This is a genomic window from Fusibacter sp. QWL-12 (assembly GCF_058683495.1).
The window spans coordinates 1,299,035-1,325,139 of the sequence record NZ_CM178745.1 but is presented as its reverse complement, the minus strand read 5'-3'; the positions used below and the strand labels follow the sequence as shown (position 1 = coordinate 1,325,139).

General features: G+C 39.4%; 27 protein-coding genes and 1 riboswitch. Of the genes, 20 read left to right on the top strand and 7 right to left on the bottom strand.

What is annotated here, in order from left to right; translation table 11 throughout:
• Positions 1-35: 35 nt before the first annotated feature.
• Positions 36-150: riboswitch (molybdenum cofactor riboswitch) on the top strand.
• A 69-nt stretch (positions 151-219) separates the two neighbouring features.
• The 3 genes from AC4PID_RS06750 (at position 220) to AC4PID_RS06740 (ending at position 2,653) form a co-directional block, all read left to right on the top strand.
• Positions 220-1,959 carry an aldehyde ferredoxin oxidoreductase C-terminal domain-containing protein gene (locus AC4PID_RS06750; RefSeq protein WP_492134805.1) on the top strand — a complete coding sequence of 580 codons (1,740 nt, stop codon included), beginning with the start codon at positions 220-222 and terminating at the stop codon, positions 1,957-1,959.
• 109 nt (positions 1,960-2,068) lie between these two features.
• On the top strand, positions 2,069-2,413 hold the full coding sequence (locus AC4PID_RS06745; RefSeq protein WP_492134804.1) for a MoaD/ThiS family protein: 345 nt from the start codon (positions 2,069-2,071) through the stop codon (positions 2,411-2,413).
• 15 nt (positions 2,414-2,428) lie between these two features.
• A complete protein-coding gene (locus tag AC4PID_RS06740) occupies positions 2,429-2,653 on the top strand; it encodes a MoaD/ThiS family protein (RefSeq protein WP_492134803.1) in 225 nt (74 codons plus the stop codon).
• 30 nt (positions 2,654-2,683) lie between these two features.
• Here AC4PID_RS06740 and AC4PID_RS06735 read toward each other — a convergent pair whose 3' ends face one another.
• Positions 2,684-3,304, bottom strand: a complete 621-nt coding sequence (locus tag AC4PID_RS06735; protein WP_492134802.1) for a YczE/YyaS/YitT family protein — start codon at positions 3,302-3,304, stop codon at positions 2,684-2,686.
• Positions 3,305-3,658: 354 nt separating this feature from the next.
• Between AC4PID_RS06735 and AC4PID_RS06730 the strand changes: the two genes are divergently transcribed.
• The 8 genes from AC4PID_RS06730 (at position 3,659) to AC4PID_RS06695 (ending at position 10,191) form a co-directional block, all read left to right on the top strand.
• Positions 3,659-4,339 (top strand): N-acetylmannosamine-6-phosphate 2-epimerase, encoded by a 681-nt coding sequence (locus AC4PID_RS06730; RefSeq protein WP_492134801.1) that lies wholly within the window; start codon positions 3,659-3,661, stop codon positions 4,337-4,339.
• A 253-nt stretch (positions 4,340-4,592) separates the two neighbouring features.
• Positions 4,593-5,057, top strand: coding sequence for a helix-turn-helix domain-containing protein (locus AC4PID_RS06725; protein ID WP_492134800.1), 465 nt, complete (start codon positions 4,593-4,595; stop codon positions 5,055-5,057).
• Between the two features lie 13 nt (positions 5,058-5,070).
• Positions 5,071-7,527, top strand: coding sequence for a heavy metal translocating P-type ATPase (locus AC4PID_RS06720; RefSeq protein ID WP_492134799.1), 2,457 nt, complete (start codon positions 5,071-5,073; stop codon positions 7,525-7,527).
• 17 nt (positions 7,528-7,544) lie between these two features.
• Complete coding sequence (locus tag AC4PID_RS06715) at positions 7,545-7,736, top strand: YuzB family protein (RefSeq protein WP_492134798.1); 192 nt, start codon at positions 7,545-7,547, stop codon at positions 7,734-7,736.
• A 17-nt stretch (positions 7,737-7,753) separates the two neighbouring features.
• The gene (locus AC4PID_RS06710) at positions 7,754-7,963 is read left to right on the top strand and encodes a heavy-metal-associated domain-containing protein (RefSeq protein WP_492134797.1); all 210 of its coding nucleotides are present in this window, start codon (positions 7,754-7,756) and stop codon (positions 7,961-7,963) included.
• Between the two features lie 231 nt (positions 7,964-8,194).
• Positions 8,195-8,509: a PadR family transcriptional regulator gene (locus AC4PID_RS06705; RefSeq protein ID WP_492134796.1), complete on the top strand. Its 315-nt coding sequence runs from the start codon at positions 8,195-8,197 to the stop codon at positions 8,507-8,509.
• Between the two features lie 12 nt (positions 8,510-8,521).
• The gene (locus AC4PID_RS06700) at positions 8,522-9,538 is read left to right on the top strand and encodes a permease prefix domain 1-containing protein (protein ID WP_492134795.1); all 1,017 of its coding nucleotides are present in this window, start codon (positions 8,522-8,524) and stop codon (positions 9,536-9,538) included.
• Positions 9,538-10,191, top strand: coding sequence for a hypothetical protein (locus AC4PID_RS06695; RefSeq protein ID WP_492134794.1), 654 nt, complete (start codon positions 9,538-9,540; stop codon positions 10,189-10,191). The genes AC4PID_RS06700 and AC4PID_RS06695 overlap by 1 nt, the downstream gene beginning before the upstream one ends.
• Positions 10,192-10,203: 12 nt before the next feature.
• Here AC4PID_RS06695 and AC4PID_RS06690 read toward each other — a convergent pair whose 3' ends face one another.
• The gene (locus AC4PID_RS06690; RefSeq protein ID WP_492134793.1) at positions 10,204-10,557 is read right to left on the bottom strand and encodes an MmcQ/YjbR family DNA-binding protein; all 354 of its coding nucleotides are present in this window, start codon (positions 10,555-10,557) and stop codon (positions 10,204-10,206) included.
• A gap of 206 nt (positions 10,558-10,763) precedes the next feature.
• On the opposite strand from AC4PID_RS06690, the gene AC4PID_RS06685 reads away from it, so the two are divergent.
• A complete protein-coding gene (locus AC4PID_RS06685) occupies positions 10,764-12,770 on the top strand; it encodes a methyl-accepting chemotaxis protein (RefSeq protein ID WP_492134792.1) in 2,007 nt (668 codons plus the stop codon).
• An 82-nt stretch (positions 12,771-12,852) separates the two neighbouring features.
• On the opposite strand, the gene AC4PID_RS06680 is transcribed toward AC4PID_RS06685, so the two are convergent.
• The gene (locus AC4PID_RS06680; RefSeq protein WP_492134791.1) at positions 12,853-14,226 is read right to left on the bottom strand and encodes an aminotransferase-like domain-containing protein; all 1,374 of its coding nucleotides are present in this window, start codon (positions 14,224-14,226) and stop codon (positions 12,853-12,855) included.
• Positions 14,227-14,319: 93 nt separating this feature from the next.
• Here AC4PID_RS06680 and AC4PID_RS06675 point away from each other — a divergent pair, with 93 nt between their 5' ends.
• From AC4PID_RS06675 to AC4PID_RS06665, 3 genes are all read left to right on the top strand, one after another.
• A complete protein-coding gene (locus AC4PID_RS06675; RefSeq protein ID WP_492134790.1) occupies positions 14,320-15,714 on the top strand; it encodes a pyridoxal phosphate-dependent decarboxylase family protein in 1,395 nt (464 codons plus the stop codon).
• A gap of 58 nt (positions 15,715-15,772) precedes the next feature.
• On the top strand, positions 15,773-16,291 hold the full coding sequence (locus AC4PID_RS06670) for an SOUL family heme-binding protein (RefSeq protein WP_492134789.1): 519 nt from the start codon (positions 15,773-15,775) through the stop codon (positions 16,289-16,291).
• 90 nt (positions 16,292-16,381) lie between these two features.
• Positions 16,382-17,332 (top strand): hypothetical protein, encoded by a 951-nt coding sequence (locus tag AC4PID_RS06665; protein WP_492134788.1) that lies wholly within the window; start codon positions 16,382-16,384, stop codon positions 17,330-17,332.
• 54 nt (positions 17,333-17,386) lie between these two features.
• On the opposite strand, the gene AC4PID_RS06660 is transcribed toward AC4PID_RS06665, so the two are convergent.
• Positions 17,387-18,391, bottom strand: a complete 1,005-nt coding sequence (locus AC4PID_RS06660) for a GGDEF domain-containing protein (protein WP_492134787.1) — start codon at positions 18,389-18,391, stop codon at positions 17,387-17,389.
• A gap of 173 nt (positions 18,392-18,564) precedes the next feature.
• Between AC4PID_RS06660 and AC4PID_RS06655 the strand changes: the two genes are divergently transcribed.
• Positions 18,565-18,912, top strand: a complete 348-nt coding sequence (locus tag AC4PID_RS06655) for a DUF2798 domain-containing protein (RefSeq protein WP_492134786.1) — start codon at positions 18,565-18,567, stop codon at positions 18,910-18,912.
• Between the two features lie 34 nt (positions 18,913-18,946).
• Here the strand turns inward: AC4PID_RS06655 and AC4PID_RS06650 are convergent, their stop codons facing one another.
• From AC4PID_RS06650 to hypB, 3 genes are read right to left on the bottom strand one after another with little or no spacing between them, the layout of a single operon-like run.
• The gene (locus tag AC4PID_RS06650) at positions 18,947-19,288 is read right to left on the bottom strand and encodes a hydrogenase maturation nickel metallochaperone HypA/HybF (RefSeq protein ID WP_492134785.1); all 342 of its coding nucleotides are present in this window, start codon (positions 19,286-19,288) and stop codon (positions 18,947-18,949) included.
• 2 nt (positions 19,289-19,290) lie between these two features.
• The gene (locus AC4PID_RS06645; protein WP_492134784.1) at positions 19,291-22,035 is read right to left on the bottom strand and encodes an FAD-dependent oxidoreductase; all 2,745 of its coding nucleotides are present in this window, start codon (positions 22,033-22,035) and stop codon (positions 19,291-19,293) included.
• A gap of 1 nt (position 22,036) precedes the next feature.
• A complete protein-coding gene (hypB, locus tag AC4PID_RS06640) occupies positions 22,037-22,702 on the bottom strand; it encodes a hydrogenase nickel incorporation protein HypB (RefSeq protein WP_492134783.1) in 666 nt (221 codons plus the stop codon).
• A 286-nt stretch (positions 22,703-22,988) separates the two neighbouring features.
• Between hypB and AC4PID_RS06635 the strand changes: the two genes are divergently transcribed.
• The 4 genes from AC4PID_RS06635 (at position 22,989) to AC4PID_RS06620 (ending at position 26,094) form a co-directional block, all read left to right on the top strand.
• Complete coding sequence (locus AC4PID_RS06635) at positions 22,989-24,002, top strand: helix-turn-helix domain-containing protein (protein ID WP_492134782.1); 1,014 nt, start codon at positions 22,989-22,991, stop codon at positions 24,000-24,002.
• A 120-nt stretch (positions 24,003-24,122) separates the two neighbouring features.
• Entirely contained in the window at positions 24,123-25,322 is a 1,200-nt protein-coding gene (locus tag AC4PID_RS06630) for a flavin monoamine oxidase family protein (RefSeq protein WP_492134781.1), read from the top strand.
• A gap of 129 nt (positions 25,323-25,451) precedes the next feature.
• Complete coding sequence (locus tag AC4PID_RS06625; protein WP_492134780.1) at positions 25,452-25,661, top strand: helix-turn-helix transcriptional regulator; 210 nt, start codon at positions 25,452-25,454, stop codon at positions 25,659-25,661.
• Positions 25,651-26,094, top strand: a complete 444-nt coding sequence (locus tag AC4PID_RS06620; protein WP_492134779.1) for a hypothetical protein — start codon at positions 25,651-25,653, stop codon at positions 26,092-26,094. The genes AC4PID_RS06625 and AC4PID_RS06620 overlap by 11 nt, the downstream gene beginning before the upstream one ends.
• Positions 26,095-26,105 lie beyond the last annotated feature (11 nt).

Below are 26,105 nucleotides of genomic sequence, written 5' to 3'. Positions count from 1 at the left end.
AGAAAGGCGATTGTGATAGAATCTAAATTGTCAGAATAATCAAACTTATCCGAGTTAACTGCTCTAAGGCGATTGCTATGAAGGTTAACCAATGGGTTGAATAGGAAACTAGTCAGCCTCCCGAGACTTGGAAAGGATAGGGTTAACACTGGAGTCCACTGTTATCCTGCATGACAATGTTTTTTGTCGTATCTATTCTAATTAAAGGGAGGTTTTTTCATGCAAAAATTTATCAGAATCAACATGACAACAAAAGAAACAAGCGTATCGGAAGTTCCTGAAAAGTACGTCGGTCTAGGTGGTCGTGCACTTACTTCAAGCTTTGTAAATGACGAAGTAATCCCAACCTGCCATGCGCTTGGTAAAAACAACAAAATCATCTTTGCACCAGGTTTATTAAGTGGTACATCTGCACCTAACTCTGGTCGTATGTCTGTTGGCTCTAAAAGTCCATTGACAGGTACTATTAAAGAGTCGAACACAGGTGGTTCGTCCTCTCAAATGCTCGCTAAAATGGGTATTAAAGCATTTGTCATCGAAGGTATGCCTGAAGGCGATGATTTTTATGTCATCAAGCTCGATATGAACGGCGTAAGCATCGATAAAGCACCAGATGAAATCATCGGTGGTTGTGGCAACTACGAAGCGATCAGAATTTTAGGTGAAAAATACGGTTCTCACGTTGGCGTTGCAATCATTGGCCCAGCAGGTGAATACAGATTCCCATCTGCCAACATCTCCTTTAAAGATCCAGAAGGCAATATCAGAAGTGCAGGTAGAGGTGGATTAGGTGCGGTTTTAGGCTCTAAAAAGGTCAAAGCAATCGTCATCGATGAAACTGGCTCTAGTAAGGTTGAAATTGCAAACCTAGAAGCATTCAATGCGGCTTCTAAGGTATTTGCAAAAGCTTTACTTGACCATCCAGTTGCTGGACAAGGCTTGGCACTTTATGGTACAGACGTTTTGGTTAACATCTTAAATGAAGCAGGTGGTTTACCAGCAAGAAACTTTACTGCTGGTAGAATTGATTTTAATGATAACATTTCAGGCGAAACATTAAATGCGACTATTACTGAACGCGGTGGTGATGGTAAAGTTTCACATGGCTGTCACAGAGGCTGTATCATTAGATGTTCTCAATGGTACCCTGATAAACAAGGTAAATATATTACAAGTGGCTTTGAATACGAAACCATCTGGGGTCTCGGCGCAGATGCAGGTATTGAAGACCTTGATGCAATCGCATATATCGATAGAGCGATGGACGATATGGGCGTAGACAGTATCGAAATTTCAGTTGCAGTTGCAACAGCTATGGAAGGCGGACTGATCCCTTGGGGAGACGGTAAAGCAGTTCTTGAGATCGTTCAGGATATGGCAAAACCGACGCCACTTGCTAGAATCATTGGAGGTGGTACGGCGATCGTTGGTAAGGTGTGTGGTCTTTATAGAACCCCTACGGTTAAGGATCAAGCGATACCAGCTTATGACCCTAGAGCGGTTAAAGGTATGGGCTTAACTTATGCGACGACGACTATGGGCGCTGACCATACTGCAGGCTACTGTGTATCTGGTAATATCCTCAAAATCGGTGCAGATATTGATCCGCTTAAAAAAGACGGTCAAATCGAGTATGCAAGAGCAATGCAAATCGGTACTGCAGCTGTAGACAGTACCGGTATGTGTCTATTTGTTTACTTCGGTGTTGCTGATAATCCAGGTGGCTATCAAGCGCTAATCGACATGATTAATGCACAATACGGCATTAACTTATCATCTGACGATGTGGATGAACTTGGTAAAACCGTGCTTAGAATCGAAAGAGACTTTAATAAACGCGCAGGCTTTACAAATGAACACGATAGATTACCAGAATTCATGGAATATGAACCTATCGCTCCACATAACGTGGTATGGGACTTTACACCTGAAGAAATCGATGAGGTTATGAAGTTTTAATTTACCAAAAAGCAAGTTTGTAGATAAATAAAAAGAGGAAAAGTCGGATTCGATTCGACTTTTCCTCAATTATAAATTTTAATGAGGGTTGATTATAAAGGAGCGAATGATGGAAAAAACAGATCATTCCATAGAAATAAGAGGTTTCTTACAGTTAGATGCCTTTATAAAAAAGAAATACGGCAAGATGCCAATTTTTTTAGAGATAGATGGCCCCATCAGTGGGCTTGATTTATCCATACAAATGGGCATCAAACGTGAAGATATAGAAGTCATCTTCGTAAATGGTTTCGTCCACGAAATAGAGTACATCATTCATCCAGGTGATCGTATTGCCTTTTTACCGCCTGGTTGTCCTGGACCCTATAGGATTGCGCTAGGGTTTTATGGCAAAAACCAAGGCAACGAAGCCAGTTTTAAACTTAATAAAGATGATAAACAGGATGATCAATAAGATGATGGAGGCAATATGACCATAACGGTAAAGTTATTTGCAACTCTACGTGAAAATAGAGAAAAAATATTTCCGCTTGAACTTGGTGCAAATGCGACACCAACTGATGTTTGTAGTATTTTGGATATACCGATCGATACCGTTGCTATCATCATGGTCAACGGTAGAAGCGTTCAGAACGATACACCGCTAAATGACAGTGATGTCCTCGCATTATTTCCACCTGTTGGTGGTGGCTGATGTTGACGTTACAACTTGCTTTAATAAGCTCTATTGTGGTCTATTTTTCCCATAGCGGAAAGGTATGGCCACTTTTTTATTGAAGAAGGCGATGATTGGACCCATAAAAAATGCAGTTACCACTGTACCGACGCCCACGGTTGCGCCTAACACAAATCCCGTAATAGTACAGATGAGATCGGTCCCAATTCTACAGTACTGAAACTTAGCAATTTTCTTTTCTGCCATGAGAAGAGCGACCGCATCGTAGGTCGATACGCCAAGATTACCAGTGAAATAGAGTGCAGATCCAAAGCTGATCAGTAGGATGCCAATCCCAAGGGCGATGCTTCTCAGTATAAAAGAAGGGTCTGGGATCAACGTTACCCATAGCCACGAGGAAAACTCAACCACGTAACCGAGTAAAAAGATGTTAATCATGGTACCTAGTCCGATTTTTGTTTTATCTATCAAGAATATTGCCACGAGCATAATGAGGTTAACAATGGTATAAAAAGTGCCATATCCAAGTGTCGTGTGCGTCCAAACACCGTGTGCAAACACTTGAAAGGGATCCATGCCAAACATAGAAAAGTTAAAAATTCCCACGCTAAATCCCGAGATGAGAACACCTATGACGGTCATCAAAATCCTTCTTTGTTTTTCATTCATAAAGACTCCTTATTCGTTATAATCGCTTTGTTTTGATGAATCTCAATTTTAATGCATATGTTGCTATCTATAAAGCTTTCATTCTTAATCACCATTTATTCTTAAATTAGAATGACAAAATACAATAAACCGCTTGGGTAACTGAACTATTATCTCTGGATTCTAGATTTGATTTCATTATAGTGGATTTACCGTGGTTTGTTAAGAGCAGGTTTACAAGCCTACTGCGATATGCTATATTTTCAATAATATATTTAGAATTGATTTGCAAAATGCGTAGATCAAGTCCAAGATTAGCATATAAGTTAAAACATAGCGTGTATCCTCTACATAATTGAAGATTGTGAGGCATTTATGATTGCGTTCAAAGGAAAACTAATTGTATCTTGTCAAGCATTGCCTGATGAACCACTACATTCGCCCTTTATCATGGGTCGAATGGCACTGGCTGCTTATCAAGGTGGTGCAGCAGGAATTAGAGCCAATACAATTGTTGATATAAAGGCTATCAAAAATACAGTGAAATTACCCATTATTGGGATTATTAAAAAGGATTATCCGGGTTCTCAGGTCTATATCACGCCCACCCTCAAAGAAGTTGGTGAATTAGTGGATGAAGGTGTGGATATTATCGCGATGGATGCTACTCTTTCCACAAGACCTAATCAGCAGTCATTACATGATTTTTTTACTGAGGTCAAAGCAAAGTATCCCAATCAGAAGTTTATGGCGGATTGTTCGACAGTTGAAGAGGCTCTTGAAGCTGAACGACTTGGATTTGACTATGTAAGTACAACTCTTCTAGGTTATACATTGCATACTAAGGGTGAAAGAGTTGAAGACAACGACTTTGAGTTTATAAGAGCACTTGTTAAGCAACTCAAAATTCCTGTTATAGCAGAGGGCAATATCGACACACCAGTGAAAGCAAGGCGTGTTTTAGAACTTGGCTGTTACAGCGTAGTAGTGGGTGCTGCGATAACGAGACCACAGCTCATCACGCAGAAGTTCGTACGTGAAATAATAAAAGATTAAGTAAGGTTATAATATTGATATAAGCCTGTAGAAATGTTTAATTTATTAGCGTTTCAACAGGCTTATATTATTTAATATGAGTAAAACGCTCCACGTTGAAAACATCTTTAATGAGTTAAGAGATAGAATTTGACTAAAAGTGGACAATAGTAGACAAGTAAGGACAAAAAAGTACAATTAAAGTATTGACATGTACAAAATAGGGTGTTATTGTATAGATAAGATCACGAACAAAGTTTAATGGAGGTGTACGATGGCGATAGAGTTTTTAACCATAGATCAAGTATCAGACAAATTGGGCATTCATCCGAAGACGGTAAGACGGTATATCAACAGTGGTAAAATATCAGCGCAAAAGATTGGTGGTGCATGGCGAATCAATCCTGAATCTTTAGATGTATACTTGGATTCATGTGAGAGTGGACATGGAAAAAATCACATTAGTAAGGATGATTTTTGTATCTTTATGGATAGCGAGTACTTTGATTCAGAAGATTCCTTACAAGTTTGTTCCATTGTTGATTGCTATGTTTCAAATGAGAATGTAAAAGAATTATTAAAAGAAGTAATGAGTGTAGTTGCAGAGCATAGCTTGGATAATAAGAAAAGTAGATTTAACTATGTTTACGATGAAGTGGATAGTAAAATCAGGCTTGTATTTTGGGGAACCCCCTCTTTTATGTACTCAATTATGAGTATCGTTAAAGAGTACGAATGATTTGGAGGTAATGATGAAATCAAATAGTGAAACTTTAAAAATTGAAGGAATGACATGTGCATCTTGTGCACTTGCAATTGAAAGAAGTGTTGGAAAAATTGAAGGCGTTTCGAAGGTAAACGTTAACTTTGCAACAGAAAAACTCGACGTGGAATACGACGACTCTGTAAGTGTTGAAGATGTAGAACAAGCAGTCGTGAAAGCGGGTTATTCCGTAAGTAAGCTGAAAGAATTAAGTGAGATAACAATTCCAATTATGGGCATGACGTGTGCATCTTGTGCTGCAAATATTGAAAAGGCAATAAAAAAGCTGAATGGAATTGAGAAAGCTGGCGTAAATCTATCTACAGAAAAGGCGACAGTTGTTTATAATTCAAACCTTGTAAGAATATCTGAAATAAAACAGGCTATAAAAAAGGCAGGCTATGAGCCGCAAGAGATCGAAATAACTTCTTCTTCAGATGAAGAAAAGACCAGACAAGAAAAAACTATGAAAACACTTTGGAAGAAGTTTATTGTATCTGCAATATTTGCGTTACCACTTTTAGTGATCGCGATGGGTCATATGCTGGGCTTACATTTACCTATGATCATTGACCCTAAGATGAATCCTTTAAATTTTGCTTTAATCCAGCTGTTTCTCGTGATTCCTTCGGTAGTGGTGGGCTATAAGTTTTATACTATCGGGTTTAGCGCTTTGATTAGACGTACTCCGAATATGGACTCTTTAATAGCTATTGGAACTGCCTCTGCTGTATTGTACGGATTATATGCTACAGTTATGATAGCACAAGGAGAAGTATCTTATGCGAAAGATCTCTATTTTGAAACGGCAGGAGTAATTATAACTTTGATCCTGTTAGGTAAATATTTAGAATCTGTTACTAAAGGTAAAACTTCTGAAGCGATAAAAAAATTAATGGGATTGGCACCTAAAACTGCAATTGTCATTCAAAATGGTGAAGAAGTAGTTTTACCTGTTGATGAAGTTGAGGTTGGAGACGTTATCGTCGTAAAACCGGGAGAGAAAATACCCGTTGATGGGATTATTGTAAAAGGATCGTCATCAGTCGACGAATCTATGTTAACAGGTGAAAGCTTACCTGTTGAAAAATCAGTTGGTTCAAATGTAGTTGGCGCAAGTATCAATAAAAATGGTTTGATTCATTTTAAAGCTACTAAAGTTGGGAAAGACACAGCACTCGCACAAATCGTTAAACTTGTCGAAGATGCACAGGGATCAAAAGCACCGATAGCGAGGCTGGCAGATGTGATTTCGAGTTACTTTGTTCCTATAGTAATTATCATTGCAATCATAGCAGGATTGGCTTGGTTGATATCAGGACAATCAGCGGTATTCTCACTTACAATTTTTATAGCAGTTTTAGTAATCGCATGTCCTTGTGCACTTGGTTTAGCAACGCCAACGGCTATAATGGTTGGTACTGGTAAAGGCGCAGAGTATGGTGTTTTGATCAAAGGAGGCGCCCCTTTAGAGACAGCACATAAAATCGATATGATTGTTTTTGATAAGACTGGAACGATAACAGAGGGAAAACCTGTAGTTACAGATATAATTACACAAGGTAACTATAGTGAAGATGAGCTTTTACGTTTAGCTGCTTCAGCTGAAAAAGGTTCAGAGCATCCACTAGGAGAAGCAATTGTAATAAAGGCAGAAGAAAAAAATCTCGTTTTAACTGAAATAACAAATTTTGTAGCAATTCCTGGACATGGGATCGAGGTAGATGTTATTAGCAAGCATCTGATGCTAGGCAATAAGAAATTGCTCTCAGATAAAGGGATAGAAAACATACTCGAGGAAAAGTCTGATTTACTGGCAAACGATGGTAAAACCCCTATGTATGTTGTGATTGACAATAAGTTAGAGGGTATCATAGCGGTTGCGGATACCACCAAAAAAAGCAGTTATGCTGCAATTAAAGCATTACACGAATTAGGGATAAATGTCGCAATGATTACTGGTGATAATAAAAGAACTGCTAATGCAATCGCTAGAGAAGTAGGAATAGACTTAGTTCTTGCTGAGGTTTTACCTGAAGATAAGGCCAATGAAGTTCTTAAACTTCAAAAGCAAAATAAGATTGTAGCTATGGTTGGCGATGGAATAAATGATGCTCCTGCATTGGCTCAAGCAGATGTGGGGATTGCAATTGGTTCAGGAACTGATGTTGCTATAGAATCAGCAGACATTGTACTAATGAAAAGTGATTTAATGGATGTTGTAACAGCTGTACAGCTAAGTAAAAATACGATTAGAAATATTAAGCAAAATCTTTTCTGGGCGTTTGCTTACAATACAGCTGGAATTCCAATAGCTGCAGGTATACTGTTCGCATTGGGTGGACCAAAATTAAACCCTATGATCGCTGGTGGTGCGATGGCATTTAGTTCAATATCAGTATTGTTAAATGCACTTAGATTAAAAAGATTTAAACCAACTATATAATAAATAAGGAGATGTCAATGATTAAAGTTTGTGAGCACTGCTCGAATATCAATATCGAACAGTTACAAGAAGCTGTAGGAGAAATTAAAGTGCAAGTGGGTTGCATGGAAAATTGTGGTTGCTACAAAACAGAGGCATACGGATACGTAAATGATGAACTTGTAGTTACTGCAACTTCGGATGAGTGGATTAAAAAGGTTTCAAAATAAATTCTAGGAGGAAAAGTATGAGTAAGCAAATCGTTATTAATGGAATGACATGTGGTCATTGTTCGTCAAGAGTAAAAAATGCATTAGAAGGTGTTGAAGGAGTAGGCAATGTAACAGTAGATTTAGGTGCAAAAACTGCTACCTTTGATATTGTAAATGAAATTTCTGATGATGTACTTAAAAACGTAATCGAAGAAATTGGATATGAAGTCGTTGAGGTTAAATAAATAAGTTTTGGTATATAAAAAAGAGAGGTGCTAAGCATCTCTCTTTTTTGTACATATTTGAAAAATACAATAATAAAAAGATTGAAAACATAAAGTAATCGGTGTATGCTATACATAGATATACGATGTATCGAAATGCTATGCATCGAAATACTATGCATTCAGCATCATGTCGATCTGACTAGATGAATCAATTACATAAATATGAGCTTCACTAACTTGGAGGTGTATATGAACAAGGAATTGATAAAAGGCACAACTGAAATGATGATTTTAAAGATACTTGATCGTCAGCCGACCTACGGCTATGAGATGATAAAAAACTTTGAGATCATGTCAAACGGTGCATTTTCCTTAAAAGAAGGCACACTTTATCCCATTCTACACGCACTTGAAAAGAAGGATCACATCGAATCCTACTGGGAGGTCACTGAAGGTAGAAAGCGGAAATACTATCGTATCACGGATAAAGGTCGTAAGAATTTAGAAGAAAAGCGTCAAGAATGGGACGTGTTTAGCGTCGCAATGAAATCCATCCTAGAGTAAGAGGTGGCAACAGTGGAAATAGTAGAAGCAATCGAGAGAGAAGACAGAAAAAAAATCACTCTAGAAACATTAGAACAGAATACCGGCGTCAATGAATTCATCCAAAAGGTGCTCGATCAAATCTATACCGAGGATGAAGGGATGACCATTAAGGCCGAGCTTCAGGATCACATATTAAGCTTAGCAGAAGACTATGCCGCAGCAGGACACAGCATTGAAGCTAGTATCCGAAAGGCACTTTACCAGATGGGCGATCCCGCTGAGATTGGCTACAGCTTTACGGATTATGAAGGGATGAAAAGACGTAGAAGACTTTTGGTTGGGTTTAAAGTACTTGCTCTCGCCATTATGATAGGGGTTACAGCATTTGTCATATGGGTTTCCAGTGGCAGTACACCTGAGCCCGATACAGTGGTAAATGCTAACGCACATCACGACGGCGGATTAGATCGAATACTATCGCTGTATTATTTGATCTACTTTCCAGTTCTTTTTTGGATCAACATCAAATCACAATCGCAAAATGGAATAGGTGGCATCCCTGTTAAAAAACTCAAGATTTCGAAGGAACCCTTACTTGTGCTTTGGTCGTATAAAAAGCGATTTCCACTAGAATACTTAGTTTTATCAGTTTTCTTTGTGCCGATCATCCTGACCTTTGCAGTGATCTTCATCAGTGAAGGGAGCAGTCCATTTAGCTTTTTTGGAGTCATTTTTGCCTTTGTTCTCGGTATATGGCTATTGATGCATAGTGAGAAATATCGTATTCCCAAATACATGATTATGGAAGAGGGCATTGTCATTAAGAACAGCTTGGTCTCTTGGACGACGATAGACCGCATCTATTGGACCAAGGATTATCTATCAACTGACAAAGGACATTATAAGTTAACCATAGAGCATATCTATAGAGTATCCAACCAAGCTAAAGGAAAATACAGATACAATAATATGACCGTCAAACGAAACATAGAAGTCAATGCCAATCAATATCTACAAGTGAACTCTATCATTAAGGAGCGCATCTGATGACATACAAAGACTACATGGAAGACAAACTAAATAGAAATCAACGGATTAACCGTTATCTAATTGCGAACGCGGCTTTTACCATCATCGTTTTAGTGCTGTTTATAGACAGTATGATTGGAAGAGGTTTTTTCTTAGGTATCATCGGTTTTCTAGGCTTGATAATGACGCCTATGATTCGAAAGAGTTTGAAAACCAATCAACTTAAAAGAGAATCCATGCTGATAGCGCACGGTGAGGATGTGATACTCGCTAAGGGAGATGATTATTTTGGAATGGTCAGCACAGAGAAAAAGGGACATGCAGTGTTTTTGCTGATTTATCTGATCATTGTCTTAGTTTGCTTAACCTTTGTGTATGATGTTCTTGAGATGTCGATGGTTACGATTATTATCGTAGATGCTTTGCACGTCCTCCTACTGAGTCCGATCTTTTTTATCTTGAAAGAGGGTCTCCTTCAAACGGCGATTTTTACGAACTCAAGTATTATCATAAGGGATGTGGCGACGCTTGATCTTCAAAGCCGTTTTAAATATCAATTTTTTGAACTGATGGATGGTAAATACATCCTTGAGATTAACTCAGGAGAAAGATTTCAAAGATTTTGTATAGATAAAGAGGCGTATTTTAAAATTGCCGATCTTTTCAATTAACCGTTAAGAGCCCTACTCAAGTAAGGCTCTTTGTTTTTTTGTTAAACCGTAGAAGATCAAGTCGTGTGATTCGGTGATCATCTTTTTCAATACTTCATCTGGGACACTGCCTTCAAGATAAACAGAATTCCAATGGACTTTGTTCATATAGTAGCCGGGGATGATGTCTTCATAAGTTGCTCTTAAAACTTCACCATTTTCTGGTGCTAGCTTTAGAGAGACGATCGGTTTACCGGATTTGTCGCCACCGACCATAGCGAACATTTTATCGTATAGTAAATATCGCGTCGCACCCCATTCAACTTTAAAGTCTTTTTGTGTGCCTTTTAGGGACAAACAGTATGCATCGAGCCAAGGATAATTCATCTGACACCTCCAAACGTATGTTTGGTTTTAGTATATCATGTTCTGGCGAGTTTGAGCGTATATTTGCAAAAATTGGGTATAATTTTTTTATACTTTTTTCCTAATTTCATACATATCGCGTACCTAAATTTACTTATATTTATTTTGACAGAATGGATCAATCAGACGTAACTGAGTCTTAAACATATAAGTCGAAAGGGGTAATTATGAAACTAAAAGGAAAAATTGTATTGGTAACGGGTGTGCTCATTGTAATCGCAGTAGCGGCTTTAGGTATTTTCAACGTCTTAAAAACCAACAGCTCAGTTGAAGAAGTCGTTACGATGCTTTTAAACAACCAACTTACAAATATCGAAAGTGAAATGTCAAAGGCGGTTGATACCGTTGACATAACAAAGAATGCAATTAATGAAAAAAACATCGCATTGACTCGTTCCATCGCACAGATGATTGTGCTGGATCCGACGATTCTAGAAACAGACAGAATGGTTGCGCTTGCGAACTTTTTAGAGGTGGATGAAATTCACGTCACCGATGGTGCTGGGGTATTACAGTACGGGAACATTACTGGATTTTATGGATTTGATTTTAATACTACAGATCAAACGCTTCCGTTTGTGGCTCTTGCAAAATCCAAAACAGCTGCTTTGGCACAGGAGCCTTCACCTCGTGGTACCGACAACGTTTTATTTCAATACATCGGCGTTTCCAGATTGGATGCGGCAGGGATCGTTCAGATTGGAATTGAACCAACTGCGGTTCAAGAGCTGTTGAGCAAGCTAGACATTCAAAGATCACTTGAACTCTTGGATATTGGCGATGGTGGCTATGGATTAATCGTTGATTCTACTGGACTTATTAGAAATCATGCAAATACAGAGTTTGTTGGAAAGGATATCTCTGAGATTCCTTGGTTAAGTGACGTCGTTAGCTCTGATAATACCTTGGTAAGTATCGATGACAATGGGACACCATCATACGCTATGTCGTATTCCTCAAATGATGTTAAAATTGTAGCGACCTATCCAAGAGCTTCTGTTTTAGCGATTATGCGATCTATTATCATTAGTGATATCGTAATTATTCTTGTGACGATCGCCATCTTAGTGTTAGTAATCCAATTATTGATTGGCAGATGGGTTTCTAAGCCAATCAAGCTCATTCAAAATGGTATGGAAGCTGTGGGAAGCGGTAACTTTACTGAAGAAATTACGTATGACTCTAAGGACGAGATAGGGGTCTTGTCCATAGACTTTAATAAAATGAATACCAATATTAAGCATCTTATTCATGAAACCAAGCAGAGAATTGATTCAGTTGCAGGTTCATCGATGATGATTACTGATAACGTCGATGGATTAACCAGTGCTTCTCATGAGGTTACGAAGGCTGTGGAAGAAATCGCACATGGTTCCACAGAGATGGCATCTAGCGTCAATGAAAGACTTGTAACAGGGCAAGAGCTTGGCGATAGCATTAACCAAATCTTTAGTAAGCTTGAGCAAGCAAGTGCAGAATCAGAAAAGATGATTACTGAAAATAAAAATGGTAGAGATAAGATTGAAATTTTAAGAACAGCATTTTCAAAAACCGTTAATAGTACGGATGAAGTTGCGGATAATGTTACGACTTTAACTGCGAACTCTCAACAAATAGAAAATATCGTCGTGACAATCCAAGGCATTTCTGAACAGACAAACTTACTTGCACTGAATGCTTCTATCGAGGCTGCAAGAGCAGGTGAGGCAGGAAGAGGATTTGCTGTCGTAGCAGATGAGATTAGAAAATTAGCAGAACAGTCATCCAATTCAGCAAGTGAAATTAGTAAGATCATCGGTGGCATCGTTAAAACGGTTGAACATACCAATCAAACCGTTACTGAAACACAGCAAACAGTCAATTTAGCACAAAAGGATCTTGAAGCGACGATTGAAGTGTTCGACAACGTGGATTCAAGTGTTAACAGTGTAGATGGCTTAATCAAGGCCTTTGCTTCAGAAGCACAAAGAATTGAGTCTTTGAAGGATGATTTAATCAGTTCACTTGAGTCTATGGCGGCATTAAGTGAAGAATCGGCAGCATCTACAGAAGAAATCAATGCTTCAACAGAGGAACAGCTTTCAAGAGTGACAGAAATTGGTCATGCAATTGAAGTACTCAACGGCGATATCGCTAAGCTTTCAAATGAGATGAGTCGATTTAAGGTAGAGTAATACGGTAACAGTTAAAAGGCTTTAGTAACAATTTTACAAAGAAACCCCTGCTCATGGAAATGAGTAGGGGTTTTGTGTTTCGTTACAGTATACCGTTTAAAAGGGTTAATCCTTCCTCAAGTTCAGATATTGAGTTTGGGCTACTAATAGCAATTCGAATTCCTTGAAGACTCGTTTTATTACCAGATGAAAATCGCTTCATGGAAAAAACTTGAACACCTGCATCATAACACTTTTTTTCTATTGAAAGATCGTCAATCGTTGAATCAAGTTCTATCAATCTGTACATGCTGTGAGGTGCAGTTCGGATATTATAATTTTTTAAAAGTGTATCGGTAAGTTGATTCCGTTCTTCAAGCTTAGTGATTTTATCATTAATAATTTGATCAAATCGACCAGTCGCTTGAAGAAGAGAGGTGATTTCAGCTGTAAGTGGAGAAGTCATCCAAGTTAAGTCATATAAAGTATCCGACAAAGCTTTTATCTCCGACTTTGGTGCGATGAGATATGAAACACGAAGGGTCGGATTAATCGATTTGGATGTACCATAAATGTAGTAACCATGATCAGGGCAAAACGAACATATCGTAGGAGGCATGGAAGCATTTGAAAATCGAAAGGTACCATCCTCTATCAAGACAAGGTTGTATTTAACTACTACTTCAGCAATATCTTTCCGCAATTGTATGGACAAAGAAATCGTCGAAGGATTGTGACAGTCTGAGATGAGATAGATGCCTTTTACCTTTTCTCTTTTTAGTGTTGTTTTAACGTGATCTAGGTTAATTCCGAAAGCCGTACTCGTCACTGGTAGTAGAATAATGCCTAGCCTCTGTGCAAGATTGACGATTCCTGAGTAAGTATACTCATCAACAATCAGTCGATCACCCTTATTAAACTTCGATAAAAGGATTGCTGCCAAAGCGTTTTGAGTACCAGCTGTAATGATAGTGGTATCTGTAGACGCGATAATGTTTTGACTCATTAACCATTTGGCTGCTACATAACGATGCTTAAGATTGCCTTCCGGGAGGGTATATTCATAGGCAATGGACGCATCAAGTAAAGGCATAACTGCGTTGACATGCTCTTGAATTAAAGAATTCATTTCATAAAGTGGCAATAGCATGCCAAGTTCAATAACCGTCGCTGGTTTTGGCAAAGTTATAAGACTACTTGGCACCCCTACCATACTACTGACAAAGGTCCCCTTGCCAATAGTTCCCTTTATAATCCCTTTTTCTTCACAAAGTTTAAATGCTTTTGTAACCGTACTATGATTGAGGTTCAGATATTCTGCAACGATTCTTTGTGGAGGAAGCTGATCGCCTATTTTTAATATCCCCGTTTGGATATCGGACTCTATTTGATTGGCGATTTGAATATATAATGGCAGTTGGCTTTGCGAATTAAGTTTGGGCATCCAGTGAAACTGATAACCAAGAAAATCAATCATAGTGCCTCCAAGTTGTAAGCCATACAATCGTAATATTGTATGGCTATATGCTCTCATTATATACTTTTTTTAGAATATTCCAAGGAGGAAAATATGAAACCCTATGTTAGTCCGATTCTTGATTCGATTCGAAAGCAAAATACATTAAGCCTTTTAGAAAATGCAAAAAAATATGCCATAGATTACATCTACAACATTGATGATAGAAATGTGTTTCCAACAGATCAAGCGATTGAAAATCTATCGTTTTTTGATGAACCATTAGAGGATCAACCTAAAACGCCTGACGACATCCTTGCACTTCTTCATAAGTATGGTTCACCAGCTACCGTTGCTCAAACTGGGGGCAGGTATTTCGGATTTGTGAATGGGGGCATTCTCCCTGCAGCACTTGGTGTTAAGTGGCTGAGTGATGTTTGGGATCAGAATGCTGCTCTATATGTGATGTCTCCTATAGCTTCTAAGCTTGAAAGCATTTCTGAAAGATGGATTGTAGACCTATTGGGCTTACCTGAAGAAACCGTTGCAGGATTTGTGAGTGGGAGCTCAACCGCTACTATTGTCGGTCTCACAACGGCAAGAAATTATTTACTCAAAAAAAGAGGCTATGACGTATCCAAGCAAGGGCTTAACAAGGCACCTAAAATTAAAGTAATCTTAAGTGAAGGCGCACATTCTACGGTTTTTAAAGCCCTGTCTATTATCGGTCTTGGAGCAGAGAATGTCATAAAGATACCAATGGATGCTCAAGGCAGAATCAATGTCGATCAGCTTCCAGAGATGGATGATATGACTCTTCTAATCCTACAAGCTGGTAACGTCAATACGGGTGCGTTTGATGATTTTAGCAAAATATTGCCACATGCAAATAAAGCTGGTGCATATGTACATGTGGATGGTGCATTTGGACTTTGGGTAGCTGCAAATGATAAGTTTAAAAAGTTATATAAGGGGTTATCTATGGCTGATTCATGGTCAGTGGATGGACACAAAACTCTAAATACACCTTATGATAGCGGCGTTATCTTATGTCGCCATAAAAATGAAATGATCGAAGCCATGCATATGACAGGTGCCTATATCACACTCAGCTCAGAACGTGATGGGATGTTATACACACCTGAGATGTCAAGACGTGCTAGGGCAATAGAACTTTGGGCAACGCTAATGAGTCTTGGGAAAAAAGGTGTCGCTGAGTTGGTTTATGAACTTCATATGAAAGCAAGATACTTTGCATCAAGTTTATCAACGGGTGGTGTTCAAATCCTTAATGATATCGTGTTCAATCAGGTCCTGATTAAACTGGAAACAGAGGAAAAAACGAGAGTATTATTAGAGCGAATTCAATCATCTGGAATGATGTGGATGGGGAGTTCTACCTGGAAAGGTGAATTTGTCATCAGAATCAGTGTGAGTTCTTATAAGACAACTTATGAAGATATAGATTTATCAGTAAACTGGATTTTATCACAATTGTCAGAGCTATAATTGAGTTAAAAACGGGTATACACCTTCTAAATAGCTTTGATATAATGTGAGGTGTAATATGAGTAACTATGAATCTCCAGATTACCAGATCGTTCTAACAGAAGGTAACTTTGAAATCCGAAACTATGAAGCATTTTACATGGTGACATACGAAAAATCTCAAAAGGCTCAGACGAATCAATCAGGAAGAAACTCAGCTTTTGGGACGCTCTTTCGTTATATTAGTAATGAAAACGAGTCCAGAGAAAAGATTAGTATGACTGTGCCAGTCATCATGGAAACAGAACATGACCAGATGAAAATGGCCTTTGTCGTACCTAAGGAAAAATGGGATGCAATTCCCAAACCCCTAGATCCTAGTCTGAAAATCACTCAGTTTGACGCGGGAAAATATGGCGTCCTTTCTTATAGAGGTAGCTGGTCGTCTGGTAAAGAACAACAAAAGGCAGAAGAACTAAGAGATTGGCTAGAGAAAAAAGGGTATAGCGTTACTTCGGGTTATAAAATGGCAGTCTATAATGGGCCATTTGTCCCCGCATTATTCAGACATAATGAAATTCTAGTTAGAGTGGCTTAAATACAATGTATTAAGTTGGTTAAATAAAGCTATTTAGTATCAAATAAAACAGACTTAACAGTGACAATTAATAAAAGGGTGGTATTAGTTATGAATGAAAGTTTGATGGATTTAGAGAAATGTATAGAAAATAGCATTAACTATTTAAACAGCGAAGCCGCGATTCAAAGCATTGAGCGGGATGCCTATTGGCCAAAATGGGATTCACCCTGGTGGCACATGTCTACCCTGTTTGAGATGGGGCAAGCCAATTTGATTCCAGAAGCTGTTATCGATAAGATGATTCATCAGATGAATGAACAGTATTTGCGATTTTTCCCGATTTTTGAGGATGAAGTCGATCCTGAGATCGATCCCTATACAAAAATTCCCTGTCACTGTCAATTGGGCAATATGTATCAAATTTTGAGAACCATAAAAAGCGATATAGATACACACATTCCATGGATTAGACCTTGGTTCTTAAAATACCAGCTTCCAGATGGTGGCCTTAACTGTGAGGATGAGGCATATCGCCATTCAAAGAAGAGCTCAATCGCTTCGAGTCTACCCGTTTTTGAAGCTGTGATGCTGTGTGCAGAGCAAAGCGATCTTAGTGAAGAGGAAACTCTTTTTCTAGATCAAGCAGCAAAGTATGTCATCGATCATCATTTGATTTACAAAACCTCAGGTGAAATGATGGATCCTGATTTTATAATGCTTCAATTTCCAAGATTCTATAGCTATGATGTGCTAAGAGGATTGACTTTCCTTGTAAGATGGAAAGCTTATAGAAGGTCGAACACAGCCGATGCTGTTATAAAAGAAGGCTTTGACTTACTTCAAGATAAACTAAGTAAAGAGGAGCAGCCACAGCTGAGAGTTGAACGATCTGATCTTTCAAAGACGAGAACTAGAAATCTCTTATCAAATGGTGAATGGCATTATGGGGAGCCGGCGGATTATTTTCCACTTCTAAAAGAGGTAAATACGGTTGGGAAGGTTTCACCGTTTCTAACTCGAGAATACGATCTAGCAAAAGCGCGCTTTGATGCACTCTAGTTAATACAGAATATAAAAAAGTCCAGAACACGTCTGGACTTTTATTTTTTCGTTTTATTCATTTAACTCGCCTTTTAAGGCTTTGACCTCATAGAGCAGATGATCTGCTGCGATAAGACCCTCAGTACCGTTTTGATAATCTGTCAGGGCTACGATACTCATACTGATACCAGCAGCTTCTTCGTATTGAGAGACATACGCTTTAAATTCTTTTTGAATGATGTCTAGCTTTTCTATCATGTGACTTCTGTCTCCGTGATAGATGATGGCAAATTCATCACCACCCCAACGGCTAACCATGTGATATTGGAGATCAAAATGGGATTTTAAGAAATCCGACAGTTTTTGGAGTATTTCATCGCCAATATAGTGACCGTGTTTGTCGTTGATCTTCTTAAAATTATCCAAATCCAGTAGTAGTAAATGTGAGTTTCCTGAAGAAGTATCTTTAAGATCCTCCATTGCACGATTGAAAGCACGACGGTTATAAAGTCCCGTTAGTTCGTCATGGTTGGCATAGAGTAAGAGCTTTGCATTCATTTTCTCATATTCTTTTGCAAAAACATTAAGAACGATGTAACAGACGATAATTAGTAGTGGGACCTGTATCATGTGATCGATAAACTGAGTTTGTCTCGTATGTACAGCTATTTGTTCTGGATGAAGATACTCAAAGATTTGAAGTCCTAAAAAAACTGTAGTCAAAGAGCCCACTAGAAAAATTCTTTTAATACCAACAAATATAAAAGTTATAGTGATCAAAAATGCAAGTGCGTAGCCTATGGCATTGTTATTGCTGCCTCCAGAATTGATAAAGCCAATTGGTAAGAAGATATAGATAAGTGCCATGAACACAGTAAACATCATAGGCGGACTGTATTTTTCATCTCCCGAATAACGGAGGGCAATTGAACATATTGTGAGCAGGAATACCCACTTTACGTTGATTCCTATTTCGAATCCAGCGATAAAATTACCGATGACGCTTATAATTGATAATGAGATTCCTGCGATTAGTACGGTTTTATAAAGCCGTAATCTTACATCCGTTTGTTTCAAAACTGCCTCCAAAAGGTAAGGCGTATAGCCTAAGTAGTAAATGGGACTTATTACTTAACATTCTACACGATAGAAAGGAAAATTTCACCATTAATTTGATACAATTTGTCTCGTGCTTTTTTGTTGCACCCTTAATCACCTTTCTAGAAAGAGGGTTTAGCTTTGAGATTTGGATGGAGACACTAAAAATTATCCCTTTCATATGGTTTGTAATTGCCTTAGTAGCCATTACACACAAACCAACTGAGCTATTGGTGAAAAAAATCATCACAACCAACAGCGAATTTGAGGCGCATATGATTATCAATACACTAATCACTGTATTTATGATGTCAATGGTTTTAACGGTCTTAGGAACATGGATTGGAACCAGAACCATTAGCTTAGAACCCTTCCATCGATTCATAGACATTTGGCCTAGAAACTTTATGATTTCTTTTTTAGTAGAGTCAATAGTTGCGCAACCCATTGCAAGAAAAACTATGGAAGTATATCACATAAGAATTGAATCAAAAGTGTAAAAAAAATAGCCCCAAATTTTGGGGCTACCTTACTTTAATAAGCGGCAATCTCCTTAATGCTAAACTCTCGTCCTGAAATCAGTGTAAAGTCTTCACTCAAACAGCTTGGACAAATTTTTCGGTGTTCGATGAGGCCATACTCGGTGTGACAGCTTTTGCAGACTGCCACAGCGGGTACAGACACGATTTCAAGTGCAGTAGTTTCATAAGGGGTATCTGCAACTGCAGCAGGAAAGCACTCTTCAATAAATCTCGGGATGGCTTGAGACAGCTCGCCGATCTCAAGAACGATTTTTTCTACTTTCAGCAGCTGATTTTCTACGACGAACTGATCGACGATTTTGATTACCTCATAGACGATTCCTAGTTCGTGCATAATTACCTCGTTTCACTGAAAGGATTGATTTTATTCAGCGTTATTTTTGCTTTTCTGATGACGGTATTCTTAATGATTGCTTTTGGCAGATCATCTATTTCATAGCCCATAGCATCGTGAACGCGTTCAAGACGGATTGCATCGAACTTACATTTTAGCGTACACGCGCCGCATCCTACACAGAGGTATTCATCGGATTTCGTCGCACCACAGCCTAGACAGCGTGCCGTTTCAAGCGCAATTTGCTCTTCGGTTAAGACGCCTCTTAAATCCTTAAACGTCGTTTTAGCTACTGCACCCTCAACTGCATCAATGCGTTGTCTTTCAGTTCCATCGTAGTCGATCGGAGCAAGTGCCTCTTTTTCTAGCATTTTATAATCGTGACGATCACGACCAAATACAAGCGACTGACCCGGTTGTACATATCTATGGATCGAGATAGCACCCTCTTTACCAGCAGCGATGGCATCAATTGCAAGACCTGGACCCTTCGCTACATCTCCACCTGCGAAGATATCTGCTACAGCAGTTTGAAGTGTGATCGGATCGATCGCGATGGTTTTTCTTTGCGTAAAAGTAACCGCTTCATCTTTAAAGAGGTCGCCGTAATCAAAGGTTTGACCCACTGATAAAAGCAAAGTGTCACAAGGAACGGTTTTCTTTTGATTGTAGTCGTATTTTGGACTGAACTTGCCCTCTGCGTCAAACAGGGATACACACTTGATGAACTCAACTGAAACGACCTTACCATTTTCAACATGGATATGATGTGGTCCCCAGCTGTTTTCGATTTCTACACCTTCGTCAAGTGCCTCATGTACTTCTTCCTCGTGTGCAGGCATTTGTTCTCTCGATTCGAGACAGAACACACTAGAAGCCTTAACGCCTTCTAATCGCACTGCACTTCTCGCCACGTCCATCGCAACATTACCACCGCCGATTACCACGACATTACCCGTCGTATGTGTCTCACGTCCGAGGTTGACTTTTCGTAGGAAGTCTACACCGCTGAAGACGCCCTCAGCATCCTCATTTTCGAGTCCCAGACCGCGTCCTGACTGTGCGCCGATCGCCACGAAGAAGGCTTTAAACCCTTCTGCTCTAAGTGCTTTGATCGTAACGTCTTTACCGATGGTGACGCCCGTTTTAAACTTAACGCCAAGCTCTTTTAAAACCTCTATTTCAGCATCGATAACGTCTTTCTCAAGTCGATAAGAAGGGATACCAAATCTCAGCATACCTCCCGGTACGTTTTCTTTTTCGTATATGGTAACGTCATAGCCATCCACAGCCAGATCGTACGCACAGGTCAATCCTGAAGGTCCAGCACCGATAATCGCGATCTTCTTGTCGCTATAATCATGTCGTTTGTTAGGTACAAAGCGCGTATCTGCATGTAGATCTTTCTCTGCGATAAATTTCTTGATGTCATCGACTGCAACCGCAGTATCGAATTCACCTCTAGTACAGTCCTCCTCACAAAGTCTCGGACAAATACGACCGCAGATAGCAGGCAGTGGGTTGTGCTTCTTAATCAGTTCAAGTGCTTCGAGGTAACGGCCCTGCGATGCCAGCTTGATGTAGCCTTGAACAGGGATGTGCGCTGGACACTTGGTGATACAAGGTGCAGTACCAGAATCGAGTGCATTTTTACGATTAACACGATAGTCCAGGTTCCACTTGTCTTCCTTCCACTCAGTGTTGTTTGGCTTAATCTTTGTGATCGCTTCATCTACTGGCTTGGTTGAGCAAAGCTTTTGACCAAGCTTAAGTGCATTGGTTGGACACACGTCCACACATTCACCACAAGCCACACATTTGGTTTCATCTACTACGGATTTATAGTTCGATCTGACGATGTCATTGTTTAAGAATTCATTGGCAAGACGCATTGCATAACAGCTACAGCCACAGCAGTTGCAGATGGCATGTGTGTGTCCTGGGGTATCGAGGTTAGGAATAGAATGCATCAAACCATTGTCTTCAGCACGCTTGATGATATCAAACGCCTCTTCACGACTAATCGCTCTACCGCGACCTGTCTTGATATAATACTCAGCTGCGTGACCGAGTTGGATACACATTTCTTCCTTAAGATGGCCACAGCCCTCGCCCATAGACTCGCGAGAAGTTCTACAAGAGCAGTCTGATACTGAAAACACAGTTGCTTCATTGAGATGCTTTGAGACCTCTTCATAAGAGAGCTTTTTCGTGTTACCATCGATGGCACGCTCAATAGGGATAACGCGCATTGGACCGCCACCTATCGGCATGATGCCCGCTGCCATAGGTCCTTTTTTACTACCAAAATAATAAAACGCTTCAGCCACTTCTGGGTGATTTGCGACGATTTCCTTGTTGTTGTTAATCATTTCAAGATGACCTGGTACGAAGATGTCCTGCCAGTAGAGATCAACACCATCTACAGTGTTAACAAAAGCCACACCTGCCCATGCGATATAATCTAGGATATCCTTAACCTCATTTACAGGACGACCAGATGACTTTGCCACATCCTCAGCCGAACGCTTTTCCCTGAAAGCGAGGTGCAGTGCGATTTCTGCTTGCTCATCTGTGAGGATAGGTGCTAAGGCATAGTACTCTGGTCCAAGTGGAATGGCTTCTCTACCTGTACCTGCCTTGGTTCTACCAATTTTGTTTGCAAGATCCACGATGACCTGACGGTAAGGACGGTTCCCCACATCCTCCCAGCTAAATGCAAAATCCACTTTATGCGTTGCTTTCATTTTAGTTACCACCCTTCATCTCTGTTTTAATCCAGTTGATCCAAGTATCCATACCTTCACCGGTTTTTGCCGATATAGGAAAGATCTTAATGTCTTTATTGAGTTTTCTAACGCGTTCTTCTAAAACGGTCATATTAAAATCAAAGTAGGGCATAACATCGATCTTATTGACGATGAGTGCATCCACTCGTTCGAACATCATAGGGTATTTTAAAGGTTTGTCATCGCCCTCAGGTACACTAAGGATGGCGATGTCTTTCATTGCGCCCGTGTCGTAGCCTGCCGTACAGATGAGATTGCCGATGTTTTCTAAAAAGACGAGATCGAGGCCATCTACTTCAAGTGCATCGATTCCGGCCTTAGCCATAGTCGCATCGAGATGACAAAGACCACCCGTGTGCATTTGTACTGCCTTTGCACCTGCGTTTTGAACCGATCTCGCATCCACATCAGAGTCCACATCGGCTTCTATAACGCCGATGCCCATTTCACCCTTTAGCTTCTCTATGGTTCTTACCAAGGTTGAGGTTTTACCGCTTCCAGGAGAAGACATGACATTGATCATGAAAACTTCTTTTTCCTTTAGCTCTGATCGCGTGATATTGGCTATTTTTACATTATCCTCTTGTATGCCTTTTTTGATACTAAAGATTTTTAGCTCGTCCATAAAGACCTCCGTTATTTGTTTGACTAGAGTATATCAATGTCTAAAAATTAGCACAATCCATGAAATTGTCAGAAAACTCAATGAGATTTTACTTTACCAAAGTGTTTACAATATCGTTAATCGTAAAACAAGGGATATGAATGGGGCTATGGGCTTAGAAACGCATTTAAAGTGTCAACTTTTTCCTAAAGTAAAATGTTTTTAGCATCTCCCAAAACCATTAGAGTTGAAGGACTTCAGAGAGTGTGTTAAACTTTTGTTAAAGTCAGACGGATTGAGGGTGACGATGGATTATCAGCAGAAAATGACAATTATTAAAGAGGCCGAAGCGTTAGGTGTGAGCTGTACCTGTGAAAAATATAAGATTTCAAGAACACTTTACTATAGATGGTATCATCAATATAAAAAACAAGGCGTTCAAGGACTGAAACCAAATACGAAGTCCAGAACGCCTATTAACAAAACCAGTCCCGAGATCACGTTTAAGGTACTTGAACTCATCACCAATTACCCTACATATGGTCCAAAAGCAATATATTATCTTACGGATGAGCTGTCACTTGGCATAAGTGAGTCAGCAGTATATAACATCATGAAACGTCATGATCTTACCACAAAGGATAAGCGCTTAAAGTTTGCCTATGGCAAGTATTTGGATAAGCAAAATAGAAAGCTGCAAATAAGTCATCAGCAGGATAGTATGACGACACACATTGAAATGGATGCCACACTTAAAAGTGGTAGCCATTGGCACATATGGATCACAGATTTTGGAAAACTAAGTGAGGCTGGGACGATCTATCAATACGTGATTATGGATTACGTCAGTCAAATCGCTTGTTCAAGACTCTATACAGCCACAAGAAGTGATAATTTAGACGATCTATTAAACGCTGTGGCTATTCCAGTGGCTTTGGCACTTCACTTTGATGTGCAAAGTGTGACTGTCGATTATGAGCCTGAGCTTTGGGGAAAATCTAAGAAGAAGATAAAGGGAGAAGTCGAATCCATCTTTCAACACTGGGGCTTAATGCCAAAGGTTGAGATCGAACCTTCTGAGATGAGTGATGCGAGAGGCACCTATACAGAAAAGTCCTTGCATCACATCAAGGGATTGGTTCATAATAAGAAACCAATAGAAGCGATAAAGCTTGGCTTTCAGAGATGGGTGAGGCATTATAACATCAATGAACTCATCTCATATGAAACAGGCGATTTTGCACCGATTGAGTATCATAGAAAAGAGATGGGCGAAAAGATTTTTCTGCCTTTATGGACGTACTTGGATAAACCGTATTGATCAATTTGAGTAAAGCCATTTATCAAGATGGATTTTAATGAATTTTAATGAAGTTTATAGAAGTTTATAGAAGTTTATAGAAGTTTATAGAAGTTTATAGAATTAACTAAAGAGGTAAACATGATAGTAGCGATAATCGGAGCAGGATTTAGTGGCATGGTCGCAGCGTATTTACTTGAAAAAGCCGGCGCAAAAGTCACCGTATATGAAAAAGAGGCTACAATTGGTGGTCATTGCAAAACCTTGGTAAATGGGGGAAACGTAACGGAGGTCGGTACTGTCTTCGCATTCCCAGAGCTCATCAAGGAGCTTTTAATAGAACTTAAACTCGCATATACAGAAAGGTTTACGCATCGTATATTTTTAGATGAGCATTTTCAACAGGTTGAACATGTCCCAAGTGACGAAATCGGCCAATTGATGAGCGAGCTTGCTGTGCTCAGTGAGCATTTGATGGGTTATAGAGAGATGGTGAAAGAAGTTACCTACGGTCAGATTCCCAAAGCACTTAGTATGCCGCTCAGTGCATATCTAGATCAACATAATTTGAACACCATTGCCCAAGTCATTGCCCCTCACTTTTCATCCTTTGGATTTGGTAGTATCCACGAGGTTCAGGCATACTACGCTTTTAAAATCTTCGATACGCACACCATAGAAACCTTCATTAAAAGTGATAAACTCCTCTATGTAAAGGAGGGAACTGGCGCACTGATCGATAAACTCGCTGAAAGCGTAAAGGACATTCGTTATGGCATGCCAGTTCGAAAGATTACAACACGTGGTGAGCATGTGAGTGTCAAAACTGACTATGAGGAACAGATTTACGATAAAGTTCTGATCACCACAAAGCTTCCAGATCAAGTGATTGAGGATGATTTTTACACCGCATGGATGTCGCAACTGGATACGAACCCCTATGTTACCTATGTCTACGAAGCAGTGGACAGAAATCTATCAACCACTTATTTTAAGGCGAATTTGGGAAGAAAAGATAAAATCCAATTTTTTCATACCTTCAAGCAGGCGGAAAATACTTTTTTAGTGGCCTATGTCTATGGCTATAACAGTGAAAAGCTGTCTGCTGAGGTAAGTGAGACGCTGGAAGCTGCGCAGATAAAGGTGAAGCGCTTAGTAACTGCAAAGCAGTGGCACATTTTCCCGCATCTAAAAGTGCATCAGCTCTCCTTGGATTACTACGATCAGGTGCATCAGCGAAAGGACCACCCTATCCAGCCGATAGGGGCGTTGATCACAAAGCCGTCGCTATCACATCTGTATCAGTCGGTGAAACAGAGTGTTGAGGCGCTGTTGGTTTAATAAGAAAAATTCTAAAAAGCAAATCCAAATGTGGATTTGCTTTTTTTTATGGAAAGTAAGCTTTACATTTTTAAAAATTGTGATATACTTTGGATATGGAAAGTAAACTTTACATAGAAGGGAGCTTGCATGAAAAATAGACTTGAGCAGTTGCGTAAAGAACGCGGTATTAAGCAAGAAGAACTGGCAGCAATTTTAGAGGTTTCTAGACAGACCATTGGCTCGCTTGAGAACGGACGGTATAACCCATCGATCGTTTTGGCGTTTAAGCTAGCTAAGTTTTTTAATTTAAGCATTGAGGAAATCTTTATTTATGAGGAGGATTCAGATGAAAAATAAAAAGAACAATAAAATGAAAGATTATTTGATAACCCTACTGGGATTAGTGATGTTAGGGCTTGGACTTTATTTTATTAAGTCAGTCGTTGAGCCAGAAGGTATTATGAGAACTTTACCATATATCCTCGTGGGGGTGGGCTGTGGTGTGTTTGGAAGTGGCATGGGGACGATCATTCAAAAGCGATCCATTAAGAATCATCCAGAGATTGCAAAACAGATGGAAATCGATAAGAACGATGAACGCAACATCGCTGTAAGTAATGCAGCAAAGGCAAAAGCTTATGATATGATGGTCTTTGTGTTTGGTGCGCTGATGCTGTCATTTGCTTTGATGGAGGTGGATCTTATTGCGACGCTGTTGCTGGTAGGTACCTATTTGTTCGTTATTTTTTATGGGATATATCATCGCGTGCAGCTTGAGAAAAAGATGTGATTTGGAGTCTG

Excerpts from the sequence above, each read along its gene's own strand:
- AC4PID_RS06680 (WP_492134791.1), bottom strand. The coding sequence starts at position 14,226 with ATGATTGATTTTCTTGGTTATCAGTTTCACTGGATGCCCAAACTTAAT.
- AC4PID_RS06635 (WP_492134782.1), top strand. The coding sequence starts at position 22,989 with ATGGATTATCAGCAGAAAATGACAATTATTAAAGAGGCCGAAGCGTTA.
- AC4PID_RS06620 (WP_492134779.1), top strand. The coding sequence starts at position 25,651 with ATGAAAAATAAAAAGAACAATAAAATGAAAGATTATTTGATAACCCTA.
- hypB (WP_492134783.1), bottom strand. The coding sequence starts at position 22,702 with ATGGACGAGCTAAAAATCTTTAGTATCAAAAAAGGCATACAAGAGGAT.
- AC4PID_RS06670 (WP_492134789.1), top strand. The coding sequence starts at position 15,773 with ATGAGTAACTATGAATCTCCAGATTACCAGATCGTTCTAACAGAAGGT.
- AC4PID_RS06675 (WP_492134790.1), top strand. The coding sequence starts at position 14,320 with ATGAAACCCTATGTTAGTCCGATTCTTGATTCGATTCGAAAGCAAAAT.
- AC4PID_RS06745 (WP_492134804.1), top strand. The coding sequence starts at position 2,069 with ATGGAAAAAACAGATCATTCCATAGAAATAAGAGGTTTCTTACAGTTA.
- AC4PID_RS06725 (WP_492134800.1), top strand. The coding sequence starts at position 4,593 with ATGGCGATAGAGTTTTTAACCATAGATCAAGTATCAGACAAATTGGGC.
- AC4PID_RS06735 (WP_492134802.1), bottom strand. The coding sequence starts at position 3,304 with ATGAATGAAAAACAAAGAAGGATTTTGATGACCGTCATAGGTGTTCTC.
- AC4PID_RS06720 (WP_492134799.1), top strand. The coding sequence starts at position 5,071 with ATGAAATCAAATAGTGAAACTTTAAAAATTGAAGGAATGACATGTGCA.
- AC4PID_RS06695 (WP_492134794.1), top strand. The coding sequence starts at position 9,538 with ATGACATACAAAGACTACATGGAAGACAAACTAAATAGAAATCAACGG.
- AC4PID_RS06685 (WP_492134792.1), top strand. The coding sequence starts at position 10,764 with ATGAAACTAAAAGGAAAAATTGTATTGGTAACGGGTGTGCTCATTGTA.
- AC4PID_RS06665 (WP_492134788.1), top strand. The coding sequence starts at position 16,382 with ATGAATGAAAGTTTGATGGATTTAGAGAAATGTATAGAAAATAGCATT.
- AC4PID_RS06730 (WP_492134801.1), top strand. The coding sequence starts at position 3,659 with ATGATTGCGTTCAAAGGAAAACTAATTGTATCTTGTCAAGCATTGCCT.
- AC4PID_RS06705 (WP_492134796.1), top strand. The coding sequence starts at position 8,195 with ATGAACAAGGAATTGATAAAAGGCACAACTGAAATGATGATTTTAAAG.
- AC4PID_RS06690 (WP_492134793.1), bottom strand. The coding sequence starts at position 10,557 with ATGAATTATCCTTGGCTCGATGCATACTGTTTGTCCCTAAAAGGCACA.
- AC4PID_RS06645 (WP_492134784.1), bottom strand. The coding sequence starts at position 22,035 with ATGAAAGCAACGCATAAAGTGGATTTTGCATTTAGCTGGGAGGATGTG.
- AC4PID_RS06715 (WP_492134798.1), top strand. The coding sequence starts at position 7,545 with ATGATTAAAGTTTGTGAGCACTGCTCGAATATCAATATCGAACAGTTA.
- AC4PID_RS06655 (WP_492134786.1), top strand. The coding sequence starts at position 18,565 with ATGGAGACACTAAAAATTATCCCTTTCATATGGTTTGTAATTGCCTTA.
- AC4PID_RS06750 (WP_492134805.1), top strand. The coding sequence starts at position 220 with ATGCAAAAATTTATCAGAATCAACATGACAACAAAAGAAACAAGCGTA.
- AC4PID_RS06625 (WP_492134780.1), top strand. The coding sequence starts at position 25,452 with ATGAAAAATAGACTTGAGCAGTTGCGTAAAGAACGCGGTATTAAGCAA.
- AC4PID_RS06740 (WP_492134803.1), top strand. The coding sequence starts at position 2,429 with ATGACCATAACGGTAAAGTTATTTGCAACTCTACGTGAAAATAGAGAA.
- AC4PID_RS06650 (WP_492134785.1), bottom strand. The coding sequence starts at position 19,288 with ATGCACGAACTAGGAATCGTCTATGAGGTAATCAAAATCGTCGATCAG.
- AC4PID_RS06630 (WP_492134781.1), top strand. The coding sequence starts at position 24,123 with ATGATAGTAGCGATAATCGGAGCAGGATTTAGTGGCATGGTCGCAGCG.
- AC4PID_RS06710 (WP_492134797.1), top strand. The coding sequence starts at position 7,754 with ATGAGTAAGCAAATCGTTATTAATGGAATGACATGTGGTCATTGTTCG.